Annotated in this window: 25 protein-coding genes; 11 read left to right on the top strand and 14 right to left on the bottom strand. The window is 67.7% G+C overall.

What is annotated here, in order from left to right; genetic code table 11:
* Nucleotides 1-35: 35 nt before the first annotated feature.
* Entirely contained in the window at nucleotides 36-287 is a 252-nt protein-coding gene (locus CHINAEXTREME_RS03755) for a DUF7127 family protein (protein WP_007141131.1), read from the bottom strand.
* A gap of 222 nt (nucleotides 288-509) precedes the next feature.
* On the opposite strand from CHINAEXTREME_RS03755, the gene CHINAEXTREME_RS03750 reads away from it, so the two are divergent.
* The gene (locus CHINAEXTREME_RS03750; protein ID WP_007141130.1) at nucleotides 510-1,286 is read left to right on the top strand and encodes a 23S rRNA (uridine(2552)-2'-O)-methyltransferase; all 777 of its coding nucleotides are present in this window, start codon (nucleotides 510-512) and stop codon (nucleotides 1,284-1,286) included.
* A gap of 11 nt (nucleotides 1,287-1,297) precedes the next feature.
* Here CHINAEXTREME_RS03750 and CHINAEXTREME_RS03745 read toward each other — a convergent pair whose 3' ends face one another.
* Both CHINAEXTREME_RS03745 and CHINAEXTREME_RS03740 read right to left on the bottom strand, forming a co-directional pair.
* Nucleotides 1,298-1,474, bottom strand: a complete 177-nt coding sequence (locus CHINAEXTREME_RS03745) for a ribbon-helix-helix domain-containing protein (protein WP_007141129.1) — start codon at nucleotides 1,472-1,474, stop codon at nucleotides 1,298-1,300.
* Nucleotides 1,475-1,598: 124 nt separating this feature from the next.
* Nucleotides 1,599-3,944: a twin-arginine translocase subunit TatC gene (locus CHINAEXTREME_RS03740; protein WP_007141128.1), complete on the bottom strand. Its 2,346-nt coding sequence runs from the start codon at nucleotides 3,942-3,944 to the stop codon at nucleotides 1,599-1,601.
* A 142-nt stretch (nucleotides 3,945-4,086) separates the two neighbouring features.
* On the opposite strand from CHINAEXTREME_RS03740, the gene tatC reads away from it, so the two are divergent.
* Complete coding sequence (tatC, locus tag CHINAEXTREME_RS03735) at nucleotides 4,087-5,052, top strand: twin-arginine translocase subunit TatC (protein WP_007141127.1); 966 nt, start codon at nucleotides 4,087-4,089, stop codon at nucleotides 5,050-5,052.
* Nucleotides 5,053-5,295: 243 nt separating this feature from the next.
* Nucleotides 5,296-5,733: an SRPBCC family protein gene (locus CHINAEXTREME_RS03730; protein WP_007141126.1), complete on the top strand. Its 438-nt coding sequence runs from the start codon at nucleotides 5,296-5,298 to the stop codon at nucleotides 5,731-5,733.
* Between the two features lie 484 nt (nucleotides 5,734-6,217).
* Here CHINAEXTREME_RS03730 and CHINAEXTREME_RS03725 read toward each other — a convergent pair whose 3' ends face one another.
* The 3 genes from CHINAEXTREME_RS03725 to larE all read right to left on the bottom strand — a co-directional run bounded on the left by CHINAEXTREME_RS03725 (nucleotide 6,218) and on the right by larE (nucleotide 8,109).
* Nucleotides 6,218-6,577 (bottom strand): hypothetical protein, encoded by a 360-nt coding sequence (locus tag CHINAEXTREME_RS03725; protein ID WP_029601434.1) that lies wholly within the window; start codon nucleotides 6,575-6,577, stop codon nucleotides 6,218-6,220.
* 110 nt (nucleotides 6,578-6,687) lie between these two features.
* Nucleotides 6,688-7,050 carry a hypothetical protein gene (locus tag CHINAEXTREME_RS03720; protein WP_029601435.1) on the bottom strand — a complete coding sequence of 121 codons (363 nt, stop codon included), beginning with the start codon at nucleotides 7,048-7,050 and terminating at the stop codon, nucleotides 6,688-6,690.
* Nucleotides 7,051-7,239: 189 nt separating this feature from the next.
* Nucleotides 7,240-8,109 carry an ATP-dependent sacrificial sulfur transferase LarE gene (larE, locus tag CHINAEXTREME_RS03715; RefSeq protein WP_193790371.1) on the bottom strand — a complete coding sequence of 290 codons (870 nt, stop codon included), beginning with the start codon at nucleotides 8,107-8,109 and terminating at the stop codon, nucleotides 7,240-7,242.
* A gap of 149 nt (nucleotides 8,110-8,258) precedes the next feature.
* Between larE and CHINAEXTREME_RS03710 the strand changes: the two genes are divergently transcribed.
* A complete protein-coding gene (locus CHINAEXTREME_RS03710; protein ID WP_007141123.1) occupies nucleotides 8,259-8,846 on the top strand; it encodes a DUF6789 family protein in 588 nt (195 codons plus the stop codon).
* Nucleotides 8,847-8,961: 115 nt separating this feature from the next.
* The gene (locus tag CHINAEXTREME_RS03705; RefSeq protein ID WP_007141122.1) at nucleotides 8,962-9,849 is read left to right on the top strand and encodes a hypothetical protein; all 888 of its coding nucleotides are present in this window, start codon (nucleotides 8,962-8,964) and stop codon (nucleotides 9,847-9,849) included.
* Nucleotides 9,850-9,942: 93 nt separating this feature from the next.
* On the opposite strand, the gene CHINAEXTREME_RS21245 is transcribed toward CHINAEXTREME_RS03705, so the two are convergent.
* The 5 genes from CHINAEXTREME_RS21245 to CHINAEXTREME_RS03685 all read right to left on the bottom strand — a co-directional run bounded on the left by CHINAEXTREME_RS21245 (nucleotide 9,943) and on the right by CHINAEXTREME_RS03685 (nucleotide 12,942).
* Nucleotides 9,943-10,311 (bottom strand): hypothetical protein, encoded by a 369-nt coding sequence (locus tag CHINAEXTREME_RS21245; RefSeq protein ID WP_152423886.1) that lies wholly within the window; start codon nucleotides 10,309-10,311, stop codon nucleotides 9,943-9,945.
* Nucleotides 10,308-11,234: a glutamate-cysteine ligase family protein gene (locus tag CHINAEXTREME_RS03700; protein ID WP_049893111.1), complete on the bottom strand. Its 927-nt coding sequence runs from the start codon at nucleotides 11,232-11,234 to the stop codon at nucleotides 10,308-10,310. The genes CHINAEXTREME_RS21245 and CHINAEXTREME_RS03700 overlap by 4 nt, the downstream gene beginning before the upstream one ends.
* 152 nt (nucleotides 11,235-11,386) lie before the next feature.
* Entirely contained in the window at nucleotides 11,387-11,887 is a 501-nt protein-coding gene (locus CHINAEXTREME_RS03695; protein ID WP_007141121.1) for a YciE/YciF ferroxidase family protein, read from the bottom strand.
* A 67-nt stretch (nucleotides 11,888-11,954) separates the two neighbouring features.
* Nucleotides 11,955-12,569, bottom strand: coding sequence for a YciE/YciF ferroxidase family protein (locus CHINAEXTREME_RS03690; protein WP_007141120.1), 615 nt, complete (start codon nucleotides 12,567-12,569; stop codon nucleotides 11,955-11,957).
* Nucleotides 12,570-12,591: 22 nt separating this feature from the next.
* Nucleotides 12,592-12,942 (bottom strand): DUF5789 family protein, encoded by a 351-nt coding sequence (locus tag CHINAEXTREME_RS03685; RefSeq protein ID WP_007141119.1) that lies wholly within the window; start codon nucleotides 12,940-12,942, stop codon nucleotides 12,592-12,594.
* A gap of 184 nt (nucleotides 12,943-13,126) precedes the next feature.
* Between CHINAEXTREME_RS03685 and CHINAEXTREME_RS03680 the strand changes: the two genes are divergently transcribed.
* Together CHINAEXTREME_RS03680 and CHINAEXTREME_RS03675 are read left to right on the top strand one after the other, a co-directional pair.
* Nucleotides 13,127-14,647, top strand: coding sequence for an amidase (locus tag CHINAEXTREME_RS03680; protein ID WP_007141118.1), 1,521 nt, complete (start codon nucleotides 13,127-13,129; stop codon nucleotides 14,645-14,647).
* Nucleotides 14,648-14,717: 70 nt separating this feature from the next.
* Nucleotides 14,718-15,059 (top strand): hypothetical protein, encoded by a 342-nt coding sequence (locus CHINAEXTREME_RS03675; protein WP_007141117.1) that lies wholly within the window; start codon nucleotides 14,718-14,720, stop codon nucleotides 15,057-15,059.
* 5 nt (nucleotides 15,060-15,064) lie between these two features.
* Here CHINAEXTREME_RS03675 and CHINAEXTREME_RS03670 read toward each other — a convergent pair whose 3' ends face one another.
* A complete protein-coding gene (locus CHINAEXTREME_RS03670) occupies nucleotides 15,065-15,289 on the bottom strand; it encodes a hypothetical protein (RefSeq protein ID WP_007141116.1) in 225 nt (74 codons plus the stop codon).
* Nucleotides 15,290-15,384: 95 nt separating this feature from the next.
* Nucleotides 15,385-17,070, bottom strand: a complete 1,686-nt coding sequence (locus CHINAEXTREME_RS03665; RefSeq protein WP_029601436.1) for a SagB/ThcOx family dehydrogenase — start codon at nucleotides 17,068-17,070, stop codon at nucleotides 15,385-15,387.
* An 81-nt stretch (nucleotides 17,071-17,151) separates the two neighbouring features.
* On the opposite strand from CHINAEXTREME_RS03665, the gene CHINAEXTREME_RS03660 reads away from it, so the two are divergent.
* The gene (locus tag CHINAEXTREME_RS03660) at nucleotides 17,152-19,200 is read left to right on the top strand and encodes a MutS-related protein (protein WP_007141114.1); all 2,049 of its coding nucleotides are present in this window, start codon (nucleotides 17,152-17,154) and stop codon (nucleotides 19,198-19,200) included.
* Nucleotides 19,201-19,371: 171 nt separating this feature from the next.
* Nucleotides 19,372-20,538, top strand: a complete 1,167-nt coding sequence (locus tag CHINAEXTREME_RS03655) for a sensor histidine kinase (protein ID WP_238593339.1) — start codon at nucleotides 19,372-19,374, stop codon at nucleotides 20,536-20,538.
* A gap of 21 nt (nucleotides 20,539-20,559) precedes the next feature.
* Here the strand turns inward: CHINAEXTREME_RS03655 and CHINAEXTREME_RS03650 are convergent, their stop codons facing one another.
* Entirely contained in the window at nucleotides 20,560-20,871 is a 312-nt protein-coding gene (locus CHINAEXTREME_RS03650; RefSeq protein ID WP_007141112.1) for an ASCH domain-containing protein, read from the bottom strand.
* Nucleotides 20,872-21,003: 132 nt separating this feature from the next.
* Here CHINAEXTREME_RS03650 and CHINAEXTREME_RS03645 point away from each other — a divergent pair, with 132 nt between their 5' ends.
* Entirely contained in the window at nucleotides 21,004-21,171 is a 168-nt protein-coding gene (locus CHINAEXTREME_RS03645; protein ID WP_007141111.1) for a DUF1059 domain-containing protein, read from the top strand.
* A gap of 48 nt (nucleotides 21,172-21,219) precedes the next feature.
* Nucleotides 21,220-22,350, top strand: a complete 1,131-nt coding sequence (locus CHINAEXTREME_RS03640; protein WP_007141110.1) for an ORC1-type DNA replication protein — start codon at nucleotides 21,220-21,222, stop codon at nucleotides 22,348-22,350.
* The last annotated feature ends 60 nt before the right edge of the window (nucleotides 22,351-22,410 follow it).

Genomic DNA, 22,410 nt, shown 5'->3' with positions numbered 1-22,410 from the left:
AAAACGAACGGTCGCCCGCTATAGTACAGCTACAGCTACAGCTCCTCGCGGATCGTGAGGATCCCGTCGTTGACCGTCACCTCGCTCGCGTCGGCCGGCACGTCGAACTCGAACTGGTCGTCGTCCGCGACGACGATCGCCGTGTCGTCGACGACGTCCAGCGACACCTCGCCGGTCTCACGGCCGAAGTCGACGGCGATCACGTACTCCTCGTCGTACTCGCGGTCGGTGATCGTGACGTCCGAGCGGTCGCCGGCCGCGTCCTCGAGTTCGGGTGGTGGTTCCATACTCGAGGGTCGGGGGCCACTGCCCGTAAGGGGTGTGCACGAAACTGCCGCCCGGTCGGCGGCGACGCCCGCTGGGGGCGACAGCAGCGATATCCCGGACGGCTCGCTTTCAGCAGGTCTTTCCGCGTCTGGCTCGTACGCCCGGTAAATCAGGTCGACTCCGTCGACCCGGACCAGACCGGGACGCGCCACGTCCGCGGCGCGACCGGCGAGGCAGCTACCATGACAGGACGCGATCACTACTACAACAAGGCGAAACAGGAAGGCTACCGGAGTCGAGCGGCGTACAAGCTCAAACAGCTCGACGAACTCGAGGGCGTCATCGACCGCGGCGACACCGTCGTCGACCTCGGCGCTGCGCCGGGCGGCTGGCTGCAGGTCGCCGCCGAGACGGTCGGCCCCGAGGGGAAAGTCATCGGCGTCGACCTCCAGCGGATCGACGACCTCGAGGACCACGACAACGTCGAGACGATCCGCGGCGACATGACCGAGGACCGAACGCGGGAGCGGGTCATCGACGCCGCCGGCGGCGAGGTCGACGCGGTCGTGTCGGACATGGCACCCAACATGTCCGGCGAGTATTCGCTCGACCAGGCCCGCTCGCTGCACCTCGCCCGACAGGCGTTCGAGACGGCGCTCGAGCTACTGGACGCCGGCGGGGACTTCGTCGTGAAGGTCTTCGAGGGGCCCGACGTCGACGACTTCCGCGCGGAGGTCGAAGAGGAGTTCCAGTACGTCCGCGCGACGAGCCCGAAAGCCTCCCGCGACGAATCCTCGGAGATCTACTTCATCGGGAAGGGTCGGATCACTGCCCCTGTCCGGCCGGGCGACGAACTCGAGGTCGAGATCGAGGAGGTCGGGAACGAGGGCGACGGGATCGCCTCCGTCGACGGCTACCGGCTGTTCGTCCCGTCGACGGAGCCGGGCGACGTCGTGACGGTGCGAGTAGACGACGTCAAGCCGAACTTCGGGTTCGCACAGCCGCTCGAGCGCGAGTAACAAGTTACTAACTATTCGTCGGTCTCGAGTCGATCGTGTCGCTCGTCGATCTCGTCTAAGATGTCGAGGGTTTTGCGGATCGACGCCCGGATCGCGTCGCTGCGATTGACGAACTTCCCGTCGTCGCCGACGTGATCGTCGAGGTCCTCGAGCAGTTCCTCCGGGATTTCGACGCTGATCTTCGGCATATCCTCGCTAGCGAATAGCCGACCAATATACGTTGGGTGTTTCTCGTGGCCCTCCGCTGGCTATCGGTCCGACGAACAGCGAGCGCAGGGGAGGGACGGATACGGGTGCGACTGGCGAGGGACGTTACCGGCCGAGAAGCCCCGTCTCGAGGTCTGGACCGCCGCCCTCGCCGCCGAACAGCCGTCCGCCGCCGGTCAGGAGATAGAGGACGGCGAGTCCGAGCACGTACGTGAGCGCGATCGGGATCGCGACCATCAACATGGTGAGGATCCCTTTCGGGCTCGCGATGGCGGCGACGGCGAAGATGCCGACGACGACCGGCCGCCAGCCCCGCAGCATCGTCCGGTAGCTGACGATGCCGCCGACGTGGAACAGCGCCATCGTGACGACGATGTTGAACAGGAAGCCGATGCCGAGGGTCGTGAAGATCACCAGCCAGAAGAAGCTGCTGATCCGGTAGGAGACGACCATCCCGTTGGTGATGGCGTCCGATACCAGATACGAGATGACCGCGGGCGCGATCCAGAAGAACCCGAGGTAGGTACCGAAGGCGAACCCGCCGGCCAGGCCGCCACCCCAGAGGATGAACACGCGCCGGTCGCCGTAGACCAGACCGCGCTCTTTCAGGGCGGGCCAGGAGTAGTACAGCACCATCGGGAGCACGGCGACGGCCGCCGCCAGCACGCTCACCTTCACCTCGAAGATCAGCACTTCGACGGGGTGAAGCGCGATGACGATATCCATCTGGGTGATGAGTTGCTCGAGGGGCATCCCGCTGGGATCGACGTCGTTGCGGACGGCCACCTCCTGGAGGACCTCCTCCGGCACGCGGTCGAGGAACGTCGCGAGCACCCCGCCGAGGCCGCCCTGGTAAAGCCAGAAGAAGGTCCCGCCCATGACGAGCATGAACACGGCTACGATCCGGAACATCTTCGAGGTGAGGCTGTTCAGGACGAAGGCGATGTCGTAGGCGTAGCCGCCGATGTCGTCCTCGGTCGTCTCGTCTTCCGTGAACGGATCGAGCATGCCGGCGGCGGTGCTGGCGACGACGCTTTCTTCCTCTTGCTCTTCCTCGCTCGAGTCGGCCGGCGTCCCGGAGGCTCCGGAGGCCCCGGAGGTCCCGCCGGCATCGTCAGCGCCGGTCGTGTCGCCGTCGAGGGTGTCGAACCGGTTCAGGATCGCCTCGGCCTTCTCCCGGTCGTCGTCGTACATCGCCTGCCGGGAGTACTCCAGGGCGTCGTCTTCGGACATCGCGAGGAACACCTGCGGGGGAACGTCCTCGATGTCCGCCGCCTCGAGCGTCTCGAAGTCGACGTCGTCGGGATCGGCGGCGTTCCGGAGGTCGTCCTCGCGGGGGTAGACCGGCCCCTGCAGCACTTTCAGCGTGTAGCCAAAGAGGAGGAGGAAGCCGACGACAACGGCGACGATCAGTCCGACGGCGACGTCGCCCAGGAGTCCGTACTCGACGGCGATCGACTCGAGGCCGCCGACCTGGCCGTTCTCGGGCCGGAGGTAGTCGGGCAGGGACGGGTAGACGGTCGTCCGAAGGAGGTCGAAGCCGCCCTGGTTCACTGCGGCGGCCGTCGCGACCGCAAGGGCGACCAGCATGCCGACGAACCGGAGGACGACCTGCTTGATGTGGTCGGTGCCACGACCGGATCCGGGCGCTTCGGCGGCCCCGCGCCGACGGACGTTCGAGACGACCTTCGCGAGCCCGAGGCTGAAGACGTAGAGGCCGACCATCGGCATCGCCCACATGATCAGCGTGAACGGGTCCGGCGGGGAGAACAGGGCCCCGAAGACGGTGACGCCGACGATCGCGTGGCGCCACTTGTCGCGGAACGTCTCGTAGGGGACGATCTCGGTGTAGGAGAGCACTCCCATAAAGAGCGGGAGCTGAGCCGCGAGGCCGAAGGAAAGCGTCAGCAGCGCCATGAACTGCGTGAATTCGGTGATCCCGAAGCTCGGTTTGACGCCGGCGCTGACGGCGTTGCTCGCGAGGAAGTCGAACGCGTACGGGAAGAAGATGCCGTAGGCGTAGAAGATGCCGCCCCAGAACAGGACGAAGGCGGTGAGGCCGAAGCCGGCCAGGTACCCCTTCGAGATCGGGACGACGCTGTCGTACCCCCGCTCCCGAAGGGGTTCGCGTGCGAAGTACAGGAGCGCGGGAAGGGCGACGATGGCTCCCACGAACATGCCGATCTTCGCCTGTAACAGTATCACCTCGAACGGCGTCCGCGTAATGACGTCGGTCGACTGGGCGACGTACGGGCTCATCTCGGCCTGGGCCGTTTCCTCGAGGAAGTCCCAGATGTAGACCCGGAGGGCGTAGAACGCGCCCATGAAGCCGACGACGAAGACGATGAACACCTTCTGGAGGTGCGTCTGAGCGGTCGAGAGCATCGCGCCGAGGGTCTCGCGCCCGGAGTTGATCGCCCGGGCGGTGTCCTCGTCGACGGCAGAACTCATTTGCTGGCTGTGGGTAACTTACATCCAGTTATCAACCTTTCGAGTGGGCTATCGGTTCGGGCCGGCGTTCGGCCTCGATCGCTTTCGTTCGATGGACGTAAGAAAAAGGCCTATAACTGGCGGCCTATCTATATCTCCCTAGATGTCGGAGGAGCCGGCGGACGACGACGCTCACCGGTCCGAGGGTCCGGAGCCAGAGGCTCGTTCCGAAACCGATCCCGAATCGGATGCCGAATCGGATGCCGAGTTCGATCCGATCGTCGACCGGGACGACGACGAGCAGCCGGTCGAGACCGACGGCGAGGGCGTCGTCGGGGATCGCCACGAACCGTCCTATCCCGACCCGGACTACCCGGACGACGACGTCGGCGGTATCTCGACGCCGCCGGACGACGAGGAGATGCCGCTGGCCGATCACATCGAGGAGATGATTCTGCGGCTGGCGATCGTTCTCCTGTTCGGCGCGGCCGGGACCGCCGTCGGGCTCCTGTGGGCCTCCCAGGCCATCGAACACATCTGGTTCAATATCTTCCCCTACGAGATCGAGCAGGTGCCGCCGCCGCACGTCTACCACCCGCTCGAGCTGTGGCTGACCCGCATCAAGGTGTCGGCGCTGCTGGGCATCATGGTGGCCCTGCCGGCCTTCGTCTACGAGTGCTACAAGTTCATGAAGCCGGGGCTGTACCCCCACGAACGCAAGTACTACCTTGCGGCGGTGCCGACGAGCGTCATCCTCGCGGCCGTCGGGATGTTGTTCTCGTACGTGCTCGTCCTCCCGGTCCTGTTCGAGTATTTCACGTTCTACGCCGAGGGGAGCGCGGACATCGCGTACGCCCTCGGCGACACGTTCAACCTGATCATCACGCTGACCGGGTTCCTCGCGATCGTCTTCCAGATCCCCCTGTTCATCATGCTCGGGATCATGATGGGCGTGACGACGCGCCGGTGGCTGGCCCAGAAACGTCTCTACTTCTGGGCGGCGTTCGCAGGGCTCTCGTTCATGTTCACCGTGGACCCGACGATGATGGCCCCGGTGCTCGTGGCCGTCACGATGATCCTGCTGTTCGAGGGGACGCTGGCGATCCTGAAGTGGGTCGGCCGGGAGTGAACGGTCCTCACTTCGCCCGGATCGCGTCCCTCCCGAGTGCCGCTGGGTACGACTGATCCCATCGTAGCCAGTATTTGTAGGACTCCGCGCAGTCCTGTACGACGGTCGTCGTCGGCGACACCGCGACGGGTTCGAACGCGGAACGGAACGGAGCGGAGTGGAGTGGACCGCCGTCGGTCGACGAGTCGGATGGCTAACTAGATAGGACTCGTTCTTTACTATCCCGCCCTCGAGCGGACGCATATGACCACGGCGAGTGACTCGATCGAGATCGAAGTCGACGTCGAACGCGTGTACGACTACCTCGACGACCCGTACAACCACGCCGAGGTAACGCCGAGCCTCTCGGACGTTCGGGACGTCGAACCGCTCGAGAACGGCGGCAAGAGACTCGCGTTCACCTACGAGATGGCGGGGGTCGGCGTCGACGGCGAACTGGTCCAGACCGTCGCGAAGGAGAACGAGCGCATGACCTTCGACATGCGCGGTCCCCTCGACGGCGAGATCGATCTCGAGTTCGAATCGACGGAGGACGGGACGCGGTTGACCTACACCGGTCGCTACGACGTTCCGGGCGCCGTCCTCTCGACGGTCGCCGACCCGTTCGTTCGACGGTACAACGAACGCGAACTGCGAACGATGCTCGAGAACGTGAAGACACGGCTCGAACTCGAGGGTTGATCCGGGCTGGTGTACCGACCGAGGGGTGTCACTGTCTGCCCTGCGGTTGAACCGGTGGCGATTTCGACTGGTCCGTACTGTCGGAGAACCCATTCCGGGGATGGAACGGGGAACGGGGAACGGGGAACGGGGAACGCGGAACGGGGAACGCGGAACGGGGAACGGGGAACGGGGAACGGGGAACGCGGAACGCGGAACGGGGAACGGGGAACGGGGAACGGGGAACGCGGAACGGGGAACGCGGAACGGGGAACGGGGAACGGGGAACGGGGAACGCGGAACGCGGAACGGGGAACGGGGAACGGGGAACGGGGAACGCGGAACGGGGAACGCGGAACGGGGAACGGGGAACGGGGAACGGGGAACGGGGAACGGGGAACGCGGAACGGGGAACGCGGAACGGGGAACGGGGAACGAATTGTTACTCGGACTACCGGCAGCCGTCCTGCCGCTCGACGGATACCGCGTCGCCTCTCGAGGAAAATCAGTCGGCCGACTGTTCGTAGTCGATGCGAGCGTCGTTCGAATCGACCGCGTCGCTCGCGAGTCGCTTCCCTCGCCGGAGTTGTCCGGCGTAAAAGTACGCGATGTTCCGAAGCCCGGTCTCCTCGGTCGGAGCGCGGTAACTGGCGATTAGTGACCACATGACCGCGACGCCGATCGACCCGGCCGCCGAGAAGGTCATTCCCATGGTCGCGTAGGTACCCGCGTAGATCGCCCCGATCGTCATCGAGGGAACGCTCGAGCCCAGCGGGACCCGAGCGGTCGCGTTGCGGATCGTCGGCGCGAGAAAGACGATCGAGAGGGTGCTGCCTGCCAGAAAGACGAGGTCTTGCCACATCATCGAATAATCTTAACTCAGGACCGAGTAAAAACCTCTTGGTATTGGAAACCGACGGTTATCCGGACTCTCAGCGTTCGACGACTGTCCCGACTGTGGCGCCTGCCGGGCGATCAGCGGTGGGGTCGCGTCCGTTCGCTCGCGTACTCGAACGCGTCCTCGAGCGTTCCCGGGCCGTCGTACCGCGCGGAGAACAGTTGCATGAACTGGCTGGCGATCCGGTCACAGCGGTCGAACGTGAGGACGGTCCGGACGCGGGTCGTCTCGGCGAGCTCGAGGCCGGGGTACTGCGTCGCGCGGAGCGCGTAGCCGGGGTGGTCGTCGCCGTCGAGCGCGGCGGGCGCGACCTTCACCCGGAGGTCGCCGGAGTCGTGGCGGTAGGTCAGGTAGGTGAGTTCGCGGTCGGTTTCGGCAGGCGTGTAGGTTCGTCGGGTTTCCACCGTCCAGCCGTCCGGTGCATCGCCGGTGGCGTCCATCGACATCTCCTACCAGCGATAGTGATACGTTCGTATCGGATTGCGCAATATTACCCGACAGGAATCGTAAAACACTCGTTATTACGTTCTTCTCGGCCCAATCTTCCGGAGTTAGTAGACGTTCGTTCGATTATTCTGCGCGTTCCCTCCGATTCGACGCGAGCACCCTCGGATCGTCCCGCCCGCAGGTCAGTCGTCCCCTTCGGACTCCGCCGCGAAGACGTCCTCGACGACCGGGTCGTCACCGTCCGGGCTGACGCTGCCGGTCCGGTAGCCGTGGAGGTCGAGCGTGACGTGGTCGAATCCGATCTCGGACAGTTCCTCGCGGACGGTCTCGGCGAACTCCACGGTGAGCGCGCGCTCGAGTTCGTCCGGTGCGACCTCGATCCGGGCGAGGCCGTCGTGGTCGCGCACGCGGAACTGTTCGAATCCCCACTGTCGCAGCAGGGCCTCGGCCCGCTCGACCCGGGTGAGCCGTTCCTCGGTGACCTCGAGGCCGGTCGGGATCCGGGAGGAGAGACAGGCCATCGAGGGCTTGTCGGCGACCGACAGACCGTAGTGGTCGGCGATCGCCCGCACCTCCGCTTTCCCGATGTCGTGTGCCAGCAGGGGGGAGTGGATGTCGAGTTCTTCCACGGCCTGCAGTCCCGGCCGGTGGCCGGCACCGGGATCGTCGGCGTTGGTGCCGTCACAGACCGTGCCCAGCCCCAGTTTCCGGGCTGTCGCCTCCATCTCGCCCAGCCGCATCGTCCGGCAGTGGTAGCACCGGTCGTCGTCGTTCTCGACGAAGTCCTCGCTCTCGAGTTCCGAGAAGGAGACGACCTCGTGGCGGATTCCGATCTCGTCGGCGACTCGCCGGGCCTCCTCGAGTTCGGCCTCGGGAAGCGTTTCGCTGCGGGCGGTGCAGGCGACGGCGTCCTCGCCCAGGGCGTCGTTGGCGATCGCAGCCACCACGCTCGAGTCGACGCCACCGGAGAAGGCGATCAGGACCCCGTCACGGCTCGCGAGGTCGTCCCGCGCGGCCTCGAGTTTCGCTTCGACCGCGGCCTCGAGTGTCATGGACCCGCGTTCGCACCGGACGGGCAAAAACGCGTTGTCGTCGAGGAGGACGACGTCGGTGCCCCGCTCGAGGCGCCGGTCACGAACTGCAGTCACCCTCCTGCCAGTCCGTTAAGTCGTCGCCGATGGTAGCCCGCCCCGAGACCACTATGTCGAGTTCCATTTCGGCGTCCGTCTCCGATCGAATACGCCAGCTCCGTCCGGCCGAAGAGACGAGCGGCCGGACCGAGGAAAGCGACGACCGATCGCGGCTCGAGCACGCCGTCTACGCCGCCGGGCGCGGCCTCCAGGCGGGGTTCGTCGCGACGCTGATCATGACGGCGTTTCGACTCCCGATCCTGCGGTCGCTGCCGCCGTCGGCGAACTTCTGGTCACAGTACGTCTCCGGCGAGGATCCCGACGATCACCCGGTGATCGGGCTCGTCCTCCACTTCGCCTACGGGATGCAGGCCGGCGCACTCTTCGGCGGACTCTTCGCCCTGCAGGACGCCGAACGATCGATCGAACCCGAGCAGCGGGGGATCGTCTGGGGGTCGGTCTACGGGATGGCCCTGTCGGCGTTCGGCTCGCAGGTTATGCTGCGCGAACTGCTCGATATCCGCCTCGATAACGACGAACTCGCGCTGTTTCACGCGGGCCATCTCGTCTACGGGCTCGCGCTCGGGGCCTGGGTCGGCTCGCGAACCGAGGGCGTCGACGATCCCGAGGCGGAATACGAGTACGGTGACGGGAACTGATCGGTGCGGGTCTAGCAGTTCTCGTCCCGGAGCTAGTAACGACTAATACAGGTAATACGGTGGCTCGAGTGCGTTCATAACAACCTGTTTACCGCCGGCGTCCTCCCGAACGACCATGGAGATCGGCGTCGTCATCGGCGTGATTGCTATCGGTTTCGTCCACGGCGTGTTGCCCGACCACGGGTGGCCGATCGCGGCGATGTACGCGTTGAACCGGAACCGGCGGCTGCTGTACGGCCTCTTCGCGGCGCTGGTCCTCGGCGTCGGCCACCTGATCAGCAGCGTCGTCCTCGTGGCGGCGTACTACGGGTTCAGTTCGTTCGCCGCGTTCGCCGAGGGGCCGTGGCTCGAACAGGTCGCCGGCGTGTTGCTGATCCTGCTGGGGATACACGAGTACCGCCACGGTGGACACGGCCACGGGCACGTACACGATCATGAGGACCATGACCACGACCATGGGCACGAGCACGACCATGGGCACGACCCCGCCGACCACGACGGAGAACGTTCGCACGACGCTCACGATCACGGTCACACCCACGAGCACGAGCACGAGCACGAGGACGAAACCGATCACCCGCACGATCACCACACCGACGGGGGAAGCGACGCGCCCACCATGGACACAGCCGACTCCGATTCCCGCTCCGGCGTCCTCGAGCGACTCCGCGCTCGCTTCCCCGGCGGCGGCCACCAGCACCTGAGCGAGGAACACGCCGAACGCGGCCTCGCGGCGCTTGGCACCACCGCACTCTTGCTCGGGTTCGCTCACGAGGAGCCGATCCAGATCCTGGCGATCTGTGTCGGCACCCCGTTTTGCCTCGAGTTGATGCTTCTGTACTCGCTGGCGGTCATCGTCGCGATCGTCGTCCCGACGCTGCTGTTGATCGCCGGCTACGAACGCCACCGCGAGCGTGTCGAGCGGATCACGCCGCACCTGCCGGCGATCACGGCCGTCGCACTCGTCGGGATGGGGCTGGCCTTCCTCACCGGTCTCGTCTGATACGGATCCCTGTACCGATGTACCGGCGCAACCGCTGCTCGGGTCGCGGATGCGCCGGAACTGACGGACAGTAACCCGTCTGAAGCTGTCGAGTCAGGGGTCGACCGACTCCGATCCCGACCCTGACCCCGATCCAGACTCGAGAAGATTATCGAGATCCTCCTCGAGCCGAGCCGCGTACTCGAGGCGCAGATCCCGTGCGTCGCCCGCCGTCGCGTACTGACGGCCGTCGATCCGCCGCGAAATCGGGTGATAGTCGTCGACCGAGAAGCCGGCCCACTCGAGGTAGTCCGCGACGCCTCGGTTCGCCAGGCCGTCCCGGACCGCCGCCTCCGCAAGGTCGGCGAGCGTCCTGGGCCCTGGAAGGGCGATCCGCTCGTCGTCCGCAACTCCGCGGCCGTCACCGTCGGCGATTTCGCGGTTGCCGCGGGTTCGGACCCCCGCCCGATCGACCCGCGTCACCACCTCCTCGAGGTCGCGAACCAGCCGGAGGAGCTGGCTCGGCAACGCGGTGTCGGGCGCGCGCCACTCGAGGAGCGAGGGCGGGAGCAGCCCCGCATCGTCGTGCAGACGGATCGGCGACGGGAGGAGGTCGGCCGGGGAGAACGCCTCGAGGGCCTGCTCGTCGATGCCGTTCGCCGTCGCCGCGGTCGCGAGGGAGTCGCCCCAGTTCTCGAGCCGTTCCCGCCACTCCTCGAGGGTGTCGACGTATCCCCAGGGGCGTCCCCGCCGTCGCCTCCGATCCCGATCCCGATTCCGGTCCCGAACCGGATCCGGATCCGATCCGGATCCGGATCCGGATCCCGATCCCGCTCGGGATCGTCCGGCGACCACGCGTCGTAGAACGCGGTCCGCTGACAGTAGGTACGGGCACCGCTCGCGACGCGCTCGCCGCGCACGTACGGCGCGGAGTTGACCAGTGCCAGCGCCGGCTCGAGGGCGACGAGCGCGTTGAGCCGGTCGACGGCCCGCCCCGTCTCCCGCCCGGGGTCGAGGTCGATCCGGACCCGTGTGCCGGCACAGCGGTTCCCGCAGATGTCCCGACCGGCGACGGCCCGCCGTATCCGCTCGCGCTCGCTCGGCTCCCCGACGGCGTCGTCCGCGGCGTTGATCGTCGTCCCCAGCGGAACGAGTCGGCGCTCGCGGTCGGCGGCGCGCGAACGGACGGCCTCGAGTTCGGCGGTGAACGTCGCGGCCAGGTCCGACGGTGACTCGAGGGGCGTCGTCACCGTGACGCGTGGCGCTCCAGCGCCGGCGGCGGCGCTGGCGGCCGATCGGCGGCGCTCCCGCTCCCGTTCCCGCGGCGACTCGACGAGACCGTCGGCCGACGCGAGGTTCCCGTCGGCGTCGACGACCCAGTACTCGGCCTCGAGACTCGTTTTCATCGGTGGGGTGTGGCATCGGCGCGACCGCCGTCCGGTCGGCTCGTTCGTCGTTCGTCGTTCGTCGTTCGTCTGCGGCGATTCGTCGTCCGTCAGTTCGCGGATTCTCGGTTCGTCGTTCCGTTCGTCGTCCGTATGGACCGTCGGTGCGCTGGTCAGGCCTTCTCGGGGCTCGATGCATCGGCGACCGACGGTATCCGATCGCGTTCTTCTAGCGTCCGTCGCATCTCCCGTTCCTCGGCGAGGGTCGCTTCGAGGGGTTCGACGACGTCGTCCGCGTAGGCGAGTCGGCCGGCCAGCGTCACCAATGTCTCGTACGTCCGGATCTCGAACCGTTCGGCGAGCAGCGCGGTCTCGAGGACGGACGGGGCGGGTTCCTGTTCGGGCCCGTCGCCCTGGTTCCGGTGGGCCTCCGCGAGCCCGTCGACGGTCCGGGCCCGACTCGCCCTGGGTTGGCGGCCAAGGGCTGCGAAGACGTCCTCGAGGCGGTCGACGTGCTCGCGGGTCTCCTCGCGGTGCTCGCGGAGGGACGACTCGAGGTCGCGGTCGTCGCAGTCGGCGGCGAGTTCCTCGAGCAGTTCGACCTGGGTACGCTCGGCGTAGTAGGCGTGCTGTAGCTGGTATCCGAACAGGTCCTCGATGGTCTCGACGTTCATGATGGATCGCGTGGCATAACGTGGTCGGTCTCGGTGGCGCGGTCGTCGTCGCTGTCGTCGACGTCGATCACCGCGGGCGATCGAGCGAGGCCGGATCGCCGCCGGAGATCACGCTCGCCTCGAGCAGCGCCTCGTGGGCGTCGCTCTCGGCGATCGCCTCGATCTCCGCGCGGACCTCGCACTCGTCACGGTAGTTCTCCCCGAGCGCGTCGACGATGGCCTCGACGTCGATGTCGACGTCGACGTCACCGTCCGAATCGCCGTCGATGGCGTTCGCGACCGTGAGCGCCGACTCGTAGGCGGTACACTCGATCGCCTCGAGTTTCAGCGTCGTTTCGACGTAGTACAGCGGCCGGACTTCGTCGTTCAGGACGACGTTGTTGAACTTCTCCTTGTCCGCGAGCAGGCCGTCCAGTTCGGGAACGGGCCGCGTGTCGGGCTCGACCCCGAGGGCGTCGAACGCGCGCTCGATCCGACCGATGTGGCGCTCGGTCTCCTCGCGGTGCTGGTCGATCGCGTACTGGAGTTGCTCGCGACACTCCAGTTCGCGCAGGTCGTCCAGCGAGTCGATCGCGACGTCGGTCGACAGCGTCTCGAGCTCCGAGCGGAGCGTCCGTTCGACGTAATAGAGCCGTTCGAGGCGTGTCGCGAGCGCGTCGTGCGGCGTCGTGCTCGTGCTCATGCTCGTGCGGGTCTCTCTCGGTTCAGAACGACTGTTGCATCCGGACGAACTCGTCCGTGTCGTGGGGGCTGTCGCCGCGGTCGCTGTACCGGGGTCGCCCGACCGCGTCCCGCCTGACGCCGTTGAAGACTGCGAGCCGCAGGTCGTCGGGCGTCGCGTAGGTCTCGAACCCCGACGTTTCGAGGATCGTCCGCAGCGGGTCCGATTCGCGCGGATAGCTGACCTCGACGTCGCCGAACTCCGCGATCACGTCCTCGGTTGTGACCGGGAACTCCATCTCCTCGAAGAGGTCCGTGACTGCCCGCATCTCGAGGGATCTGATCTCGTCGGTGTCGGCGTCAGCGTCGACCTCGGCATCGTCGATGTGGCTCATCAGCCGACCCTACCTCGATGGGCGACAAAGCGGTGGAGCCTGCCCTCGACGACCGTTTATAAGGGATCGCGGCCGACTCGGGCGCTTTCGGTTCGGAACGCCGGTCTTCGAATACCCATCAACCGCAGCGACCGTCACGATCCCGTCGAATAACGACTTCCCGTGAGGTCGTGACGGTTCCGACATGCCGATCCGACCGCCGACGACGGACGACCTTCGCGAACTCGGTGCCGCCATGCACCTCGAGTTGACCGACGAAGAACTCGAATTTTTCCGGGAGATGGCCGAGAAGCGAGTCGAAGCCTACGAGACGGTCCGATCGTACGACCCGGAGCCCCGCCTCGGCGGGCGGGAGCGCCGCGAGCGGACGGCAGGGAGACGTCCCCCGGCCGAGGAGAATCCCCACAACGCCTGGGTGACGCGCTGTTACGTCGCGGGCGACGCGGACGGTCCCCTGTCGGGGCTGGACGTCGCGATCAAGGACAACGTCTGCGTCGCGGGCGTCGAACTGACCTGTGGCTCCGCCGTCGTCGAGGGCTACGTCCCCGACGTCGACGCGACGGTCGTCACGCGACTGCTCGAGGCCGGGGCGACGGTCGTCGGGAAGACGAACATGGACGACATGGCCGTGACCCGGACGGGTCACAGCACCTTCGGCCCGATCACGAATCCGCACGGCGACGGGGAGACAGGCGAGTACCTCGCGGGCGGCTCCAGCGGCGGCAGCGCGGTCGTCGTCGCGACCGACGAGGCCGACGCCGCGATCGGCTCCGACCAGGGCGGCAGCGTTCGGATCCCGGCCGCGCTCTGTGGTGTCGTCGGCCACAAACCGACCTACGAACTCGTCCCTTACACGGGGTGTATCGGCCTCGAGCACGCGATCGACCACCCGGGACCGATGGGACCGGACGTCGAGACCGTCGCGCGCGTGCTCTCGGTGATCGCCGGCAGCAACGAGAGCCACCTCCGCGAGCCGTCGTCGGTCCCCGTCGAGGAGTACCACGAGGGGCTTCCCGGCGACGCCGCGGACCTCTCGATCGGCGTCCTCGAGGAGGGGTTCGACCGCCCCGAAGCCGACGAGGGCGTGCTCGAGCGTGTCCGGGCCGGGATCGACGCGCTCGAGGACGAGGGGGCCGCCGTCGAGACCGTCTCCGAACCGATGCACCTCGACGCCGACGACATCCACACCGTCTGTACGGGCGAGGGGCTGCTCGACGCGATGATCGGCGAGGGGCTGGGCCACGGCTGGAAGGGCTGGTACAACACCTCCTGGGTCGACGCCTTCGGGAAGTTCCGCCGGGCGCAGGCCGACGACTTCCCGGCGCAGTTGAAGCTCATCCTGCTGATGGGTGCCTACGCCAACGACGCCTACCACTCGCGGTACTACGCGGCCGGGATGAACCTCACGGTGGAACTCACCGAGCGGTACGACGCCCTGCTCGAGGAGCGGGACCTGCTCGCGATGCCGACGACGCTGCGGACGGCACCCGAACTGGATCCGGATCGCGACCAGTACGATCGGATGCGCCAGGACCTCGTCCCGGCCAACACCGCGCCGTTCAACCGCTCGGGCCACCCGGCGATCAGCGTCCCGGTCGGGACCGTCGACGGGCTCCCTGTCGGCCTCATGCTCGTGGGGTCGCGGTTCGACGACGCGACGGTGCTCGAGGGGGCGGCCGCGCTCGAGGCAGCCGTGGCGGACTGACCTGCTGACGTCCTCGCCCGTTGCGGACGCAGGTTGAACCGAAATTTCCCGCGCCGTACTGGCTCCACCCGTGCCCGACTACGAACTCCACGAACCCCAGCTTTCGGGAACCACGACCGGGGAGTGGGACGATCCGCAGCTCGAGGAGTTCGACACCGACGACCTAGGCGAGGTCGCCGATAGCTTCCTGCTGTCGGCGTCGGGGTTCCCGCCGGAGAACTTCACGGACCTGAAGCTCCCGGTGGTCGATCAGGACGGTAACCTGAACAGGAACGCGCTCCGCACGGCCAAAAGCGGCGGGCGCGGCGTCGGCGCTGTCGAGGATCTGGACGCCCGGAAAGCCGACGAGGTCGAGGACCTGATCGACGAACTCGCGAACGAGCACTTCGACGACGCTGATTTCGGCGACTGACGGCGCTACGACGGGGAGGCGCTCGAGGTGCGTCCGCCCCGGAGCAGTTTGAGGATTCCCTGGGCTGCCAGGCCGAGCATCGTCCACTTCCAGGCGAGTACGGCGACCCCGAGCAGCAAGACCCCACGCGTACGTTTGCCCCGGGTGAACGCGCGCTTCGCCTCGTTGAGCACCGAGACGACCGTCAGAGAGCGCGTCGCTTTCGAGCCGAGGAGTTTCTTGAGTGGCATACCCGTCCTTGCGGAGTCGGGGGGATAACGGCGCGCCCGGAGCGCGCAAGGGTCGTCGCGAGCGGCGACTCTCGACGATAGCCCCCACGGATGGTTCAGGCCGGGCGTCCCATCGTGTAGAAGAACGCCGGCGTCTGTTCCGTCGCCCGCGGCGCGAAGAAGTCCGAGACTACGTCGTCGTAGAACGTCAGACCCGTCCCGCCGAGGCGGCGGTGGGCGTAGGTGCCGAGGTAGAGCCGCCCGGCGGTCAGGGCTGCCTCGAGTTGGGCCACCCGGTAGCCGCGGTCCCCGAAGGCGTCGACGACCTCCTCGAGATCGGTCAGGAAGGCGAGACAGACCGCGGCGTCGCCGCCGAGGGGCTGATCCAGCGCGAGGTGGGCCGCCTCTTGGCGGAACTCGCCGGCCCGGAGTAACTCGAGTTCGCCCGCCCTGGGGTGGTAGTGGTACGCGCCGGACGGGAGCCCGTCGACGGCGTTGACGACCAGGTAGGCGTCGACGAACGACAGCGGCGGGTCGGCCCCGCGGCGCGCGTGTCGCTCTGCGCTCGCGGTGTCTCCGCTCGCTTCGTCGGGATCCCCGTTCCGCCCGGCTCCCGCCGTTCCCGTTCGGGGAGTCGAGGACTCGCGACGCACGTCCATCGGCACGCCCCGAACGGCCCGGTCGAGGACCGTCGAGAGCTTGCGGAAACTGATCGGCTCGCGCTCGTACTCGCGACAGGAGCCGCGCCGGCGAATCGTCCGGTGAAGGGGGCGACTCGAGGCCGTCTCGGCGTCGACAGGCTCGAGCGGGATCCGATCGCCGTCGCCGGGCTCGCGGGTGCCGATCGGCTCCGCCGGACCGGTTTCGCGCCACGCCCGGGCGTCGTCGCCGTCCTCGAGCGTTCCGGCCCGCCAGGCCTCCTGAATCAGGGGAAACTCCCGCTCGTTCGGCGAGAGCGGTTCGGTCTCGGGATCGATCGGCTCGAGGGCGGGCGCAGCGGGTGCGGCGTCGCCGGTTCCGATCGGCACGATCTCGAGCGGGGCCTCCCGGTCCGGATCGACGCCGAGCAACTCGGCGACGGGCCGGTCGGCGAAGCCGGCGACGACCTCGGCGCGGTAGTCGAGCGCGTGGGCGACGGCAAGCAGGTTCGCGAGGGTCGTTCCCGAGTCCCAGAAGGCGTGGCGGAAGGTCCGGTCCTCGTACTTCCAGGCGTTGCGCCACCAGGTCGACGTCGCGACGACCGACAGCGGGGCGTCGGCGACGGCGTCGTCCCCGCTCGCCGCGGCGAGGGCGCCCCGATAGTCGCCCTCGCGGAGGACGTCCAGCGAGCACGTCCGCGGGTCGAAGTGGTAGACGCCGGCCGGGAGGCCCCGCGGGACCGCGCCCGCGCGCCCGGTTCCCTCGAGGTCGCCACAGACGACGTACAGGTCGACGTGATACAGCGCGCCCGTCGTCGCCGCCGCGCGGAAGGGTTTCGTCCGGTCGCGGAGCGCGATCTCCTTGGTGATCCCGGCCGCGTAGTAACAGCAGGTCGTGACCGTCTCGCGGTCCGGGCCGACTCGAGCGTCGTCAGCAGGGTCGTCGACGACCGCCCGCCACCCGTCCGGCGTCGGCTCCGCGATCGCCGCGAGCGCGGGCTGTTGGGGCGGTCGAATCCGCTCGGCGAGCGGCTCCGTCGGGCGGTCCGTGTAGACCTTGTACGGACGGGGCTTGTTCTCGAAATCCAGTCCGGGACCGGCGGCACGGACGCTCCGTGGGGAGTGTTTCGTCCGTTCGTGGTACTCGAGCGCGCCCACTGGCATGCCGGCTGGTAACACGTCGGCCGGCAAAAAGGGCGGGCGGGATCTTTTTCTCGCTCCGGTTTGATACGACCGACGAGAACGATGGACCTCGAGTCGATCCCGGGTGTCGGGGAGAAGACCGCCCGGGCCCTGTCGGAACTGGACGATCCCGAGCGCGCGCTGCGGGCGGGCGACGTGGCGACGATCGCGACCGCGCCCGGGATCAGCCAGGGACGGGCCGCCAGGATCGCACGCGGGGCGATCCGCGCCGAACACGACGACCCCGGCGGGTTCCTCGCCACGGATCGCGCGCGGGAGATCTACCGTGAGGTCCTCTCGCTGTTGAAAGCGCGGACCGTCACCGACTACGCTGCCCAGCGGGTCGAGACCTTCTACCCCAGTCCTCGCCGCTCGCGCATCGAGGAGGTACAGTCGTTCGCGGGCGAGGCCCTCGAGCGCGAGGTCGACCCCGACGCGCTCGAGGCGCTCGAGGGCGTCGAACCCCTCCGGGAGCCGGGCGACGTCCGGGTTCGCGAGCGGTGTCTGGCGACGACCGACGCCGAGCGCTACAGCGAGGCCCGCGAGGCGATCCCGGAACTCTCCGTCGAGGTCGTCGAAGACGCCCAGGGGCTTGCCGAACTCGCCCGCGGCTACTCTACGGTGATCGCCCTCGACGAGTCCTTCGCGGGCGTCACCATCGAGGGCGACGTTCAGGTCCGGCCGGACGCCCTCGAGAATCCCGCGGAGATCGTCCCCGAGCGCCCGCTGGCCTTCTTCGCGCGCAACCGCGAGCGTATCCGCGCCGCGATCGACGTTCATCGCGCCGCCGACCGCTCCGACGGCGAGTACGACGAGACGGACCTCGCAGCCCTCGAGGACGGCCTCGCGCGACTCGACGAGGACGGCACCGTCGCCGGCGACGACGAACTCGACCGGCTGACGACGGCGGTCGACGACCTCGACGCGGCGGCGAGCACGGCCGAAAGCGTCGCCAACGACAGGCTCCGGGAGGCGATCCGGGAGGAGGACGTCACCATCGAGGGGTCGGACCTGCTCTCGCTGGTCGAGCGCGGCGCGGGCGTCGACTCGCTGCTCTCGCGGGAACTGGCCGACGAGTACGCCGACGCGGTCGAGACCGCCCGCGAAAACCTGATCGACGCGCTGGACCTCGACCCGGGCGAGGCCGAGATCGCCCGCCGGGCGTTCGGCGACGAGCCGACGTTCCCCGTCGAGCGCGACGAGGACGCGATCTCGCGGCTGCGGGAGGAACTCACCGCCGCGAAAGAGCGTCGGGCCGGCCGGCTCAAGCGCGAACTCGCGGCCGACCTCGCCGACCAGCGCGAGACGGCCCGACGACTCGTCAGGGACGCCCTCGAGTTGGACGTCGAACTCGCGATCGCCAGGTTCGCCGACGACTTCGCGTGCACCATGCCCGAATTCGTCCCCGACGAGTCGGCGGACGCGGCCGAGACCGGGTTCGCCATCGACGGCGGCCAGTCGCCCCTGCTCGACGAACCGCTCGAGGCGATCGACCCGGTCGACTACGAGGTCTCGGGCGTCGCCCTGCTGTCGGGGGTCAACAGCGGCGGGAAGACCTCCACGCTTGACCTGGTCGCGAGCGTCGTCGTGCTCGCCCACATGGGGCTGCCGGTACCCGCAGACGACGCCCGCCTGCGGCGGTTCGACGACCTCCACTACCACGCCAAGACCCAGGGGACGCTGGACGCCGGCGCGTTCGAGTCGACGGTCCGGGAGTTCGCCGACCTCGCCCGTGGCGGCGAGGGATCGCTCGTGCTGGTCGACGAACTCGAGAGCATCACCGAACCCGGCGCCTCGGCGAAGATCATCGCGGGCATCCTCGAGGCCCTGGTCGAGAACGGCGCGACGGCCGTCTTCGTCTCCCACCTCGCGGGCGAGATTCGAGAGATGGCGGACTACGACGTGACCGTCGACGGCATCGAGGCGGTCGGACTGGTCGACGGCGAACTCGAGGTGAACCGCTCGCCGGTCAAGGACCACCTCGCGCGGTCGACGCCGGAACTGATCGTCGAGAAACTGGCGACCGAGGCAGACGAGGCGGCCACCAACGGCGGTACGGAGGGAGTCCACGAGCCGCAGTTCTACGATCGGCTGCTCGAGAAATTCGACTGACGCGGTCGGGCCGGATCTTTCGGCGTACTGATGGCCCGTTTCTCCCTCGCCTCGAGCGACGGTTCCCCGCTCGGGCCGCTACTTCGGCCGTTAACTTCATGTCGAGTAAACAACCGGTGTGACTTACCGCGAATCGAACAATTAATGCGGTGGTTCTGGAACGTCAGGGAGATGACTCGTACCAGGGGTGGTGGGAACGAGGAGCACCCGATCCAGGTACTCCACCAGGTGGCGTTCGACCTCCAGTCGGCCGACTCCGCGGACGAGGTCTGCCGACGGACGGTCGACGCCGCCGAAACCGTTCTCGAGTTCGATACCTGTATCATCACGCTCGCCGAGGGCGAGACGCTTCGCGTCCGGGCGAAGTCGTCGGGACTACCGGACGACGGCGTCACGCCCACGAGCAGCATCGACGAGGGCATCTCGGGACTGACCTACCGGACCCGCGAGTCCTCCCGGTTCGACGAACTCTCGAGCGTCGAGGAGGCCGAACCCGAGGCCGCCTACGAGTCCGGACTCAGCGTCCCGATCGGCGACCACGGGGTCTTCCAGGCCGCTTCGGAGGAGCCAGGGGCGTTCTCCCCGGAGGACCTCGAGTTGGCCGAGTTGCTGGTTTCCCACGCGGCCGCCGCGCTCGACCGACTGGAGTACGAGCGCGAACTCGAGCAGTTCGCTAGCGTCGTCTCCCACGACCTGCGGAACCCGTTGACCGTCGCCCGCGGGCGCCTGGAACTGGCCCGCTCGGCGGCCAACGACAACGCACAGCCTCACCTCGCGGAGATGGACGAGGCCCTCGAGCGGATGGATTCGCTCGTCGAGAAATTGCTCGCGCTCGCCCGCCAGGGGGAACTCGTCGAGGAGACGGTCCCGGTCCCATTGCGGGAGACGGTCGAAGACGCCTGGGAGACGGTCGCGACGGAGGAGGCAACCCTGGCCGTCTCGGTCGACGAGGGGGCCGTGCTCGAGGCGGATCGGGAACGGCTCCGCCAGCTACTCGAGAACCTCTTTCGGAACGCCGTGGAACACGCTGATACCGACTCTACGGAATCGGTGACCGTCACGGTCGGCACGCTTCCCGACGGCTTCTACGTCGCGGACGACGGGCCCGGCCTTCCCGACGACGCGGACGACGCCGACGACGAGGTGTTCCGTCGCGGGTACACCACGAGCGACGACGGCACCGGGTTCGGCCTCTACATCGTACAGCGGATCGTCCACGGTCACGACTGGTCCATCTCCCCGACGACGGGCGAGGACGGCGGTGCACGCTTCGAGATCACCGGGGTCGAGATCGATCGAAGCGGGGACGCCCGACCCGGCTCGCCCGAGCAACGCTGACCCTGATTTTCCGGGGGCGGCCTACGAAACCGGTTCGAACCGGTGCAGGTAGGCGGTATCCTCGTTGTCCCACTCCGTATCGTGGGTGCGCTCGATCCGTCGTTTGTACGACTCGAGGTCCGGCGACCCCTCCGCGCGGGCGTCCTCGTCGGTGAGGTCGCCGAGTCGCCGCTCGGTCACCTCGCGGATCTCGAACGTCGTGTCCGCGATCTCGAAGGTGTCGCCCTCGGCCGCGTGGGGGTCGCCGCGATGGATCTGGGTGATCTCGCCCTCGAGGGCCGCGGTCCGGAGCCGTTCGGCGGGAAGCAGGTCGGCCACGTCGATAGTTCCCATATCAGGACAGAACGGGCGGGGATCCGTAATTCTACGTGCGGGCGCGCTCACGATGGCATCGGCTGGGGTCTGATCCCTGCGGCCGTCGATCGCAAGGCCCAGCCGTTCCCGCGATCACCGTCTTGGTACGGTGTGACCTACCAGTTCGAGTGTTCGGAAGGCGACTGCGAGTTCCTGTTGCGCTCGAGCAGCGACGAGGAGATCGACCGTCTCGTCCGGGCTCACGTGCGGATGGTCCACGGCGGCCGGATCGACTCGGCCGACCTCGAGCGCGAAACGGAGCGGATCGAACGCCGCTGACCTGTTCGCTGCGAACAACTAAGTAGCTCCGACAGCGTGGTGAAAGTGATGGCAGACGACCCCGAGGAGGGGATGTTGTCGTGGGACGAATCCGTGTTTAGAGACGAGCACGTCTTCGAAATCGACTACGTCCCCGAGACGTTCAAACACCGCGAGGGCCAGATGGAGAGTCTCACCTACGCCCTGCGCCCGGCCGTCCGCGGCTCGCGGCCCCTGAACGTGATGGTCCGGGGGCCGCCCGGGACGGGGAAAACGACGGCGATCCAGAAGCTGTTCGACGAGGTGGGCGCCCAGACGAGCGACGTCCGCACCATTCGCGTCAACTGCCAGGTCAACTCGACGCGGTACTCGGTGTTCTCCCGGCTGTTCGAGGGCACCTTCGAGTACGAGCCGCCGTCGTCGGGCATCTCGTTCAAGAAGCTGTTCGGCCAGATCGCCGAGAAACTCGTCGAGGAGGACAAGGTACTCGTCGTCGCCCTGGACGACGTCAACTACCTCTTCTACGAGAACGAGGCCTCCGACGCGCTGTACTCGCTGTTGCGCGCCCACGAGGAGTATCCCGGCGCGAAGATCGGCGTCATCGTCGTCTCCTCGGACCCCGCCCTCGACGTCATCGACGAACTCGACTCGCGGGTCCAGAGCGTCTTCCGGCCCGAGGACGTCTACTTCCCCGTCTACGACCAGCCCGAGATCGTCGACATCCTCGCAGAACGTGTCGAACGCGGCTTCCACGACGGCGTCATCTCGCGGGATACCCTCGAGTACGTCGCCGAACTCACCGCCGAGAGCGGCGACCTCCGGGTCGGGATCGACCTGCTGCGCCGGGCCGGGTTGAACGCCGAGATGCGGGCCAGCCGCACCGTCGAACGGGAGGACGTCGAGGACGCCTACGAGACCTCGAAGTACGTCAACCTCGCTCGCAGCCTCTCGGGACTGACCGACAACGAGCGGACGCTGCTCGAGGTCATCGCGCACAACGACGGTGACCAGGCCGGCGACGTCTACGACGAGTTCCACGAGCGGACCGGCCTGGGCTACACCCGCTATTCGGAGATCGTCAACAAACTCGATCAGCTCGGCCTGATCGAGGCCGAGTACGCCGATGTCGACGGCCGCGGCCGCTCGCGGTCGCTGTCGCTGGCCTACGAGAGAGATGCCGTGCTCGAGCGACTCGACTAGTTCACCCCGTGCTCTCGCGAGGTCGGCACTCGGCGACGTAACTGCACGGAAGCCCGCGCC

This window comes from Halobiforma lacisalsi AJ5 (assembly GCF_000226975.2).
GTDB lineage: Archaea > Halobacteriota > Halobacteria > Halobacteriales > Natrialbaceae > Natronobacterium > Natronobacterium lacisalsi.
This window is presented reverse-complemented; position numbering and strand designations above follow the sequence as displayed.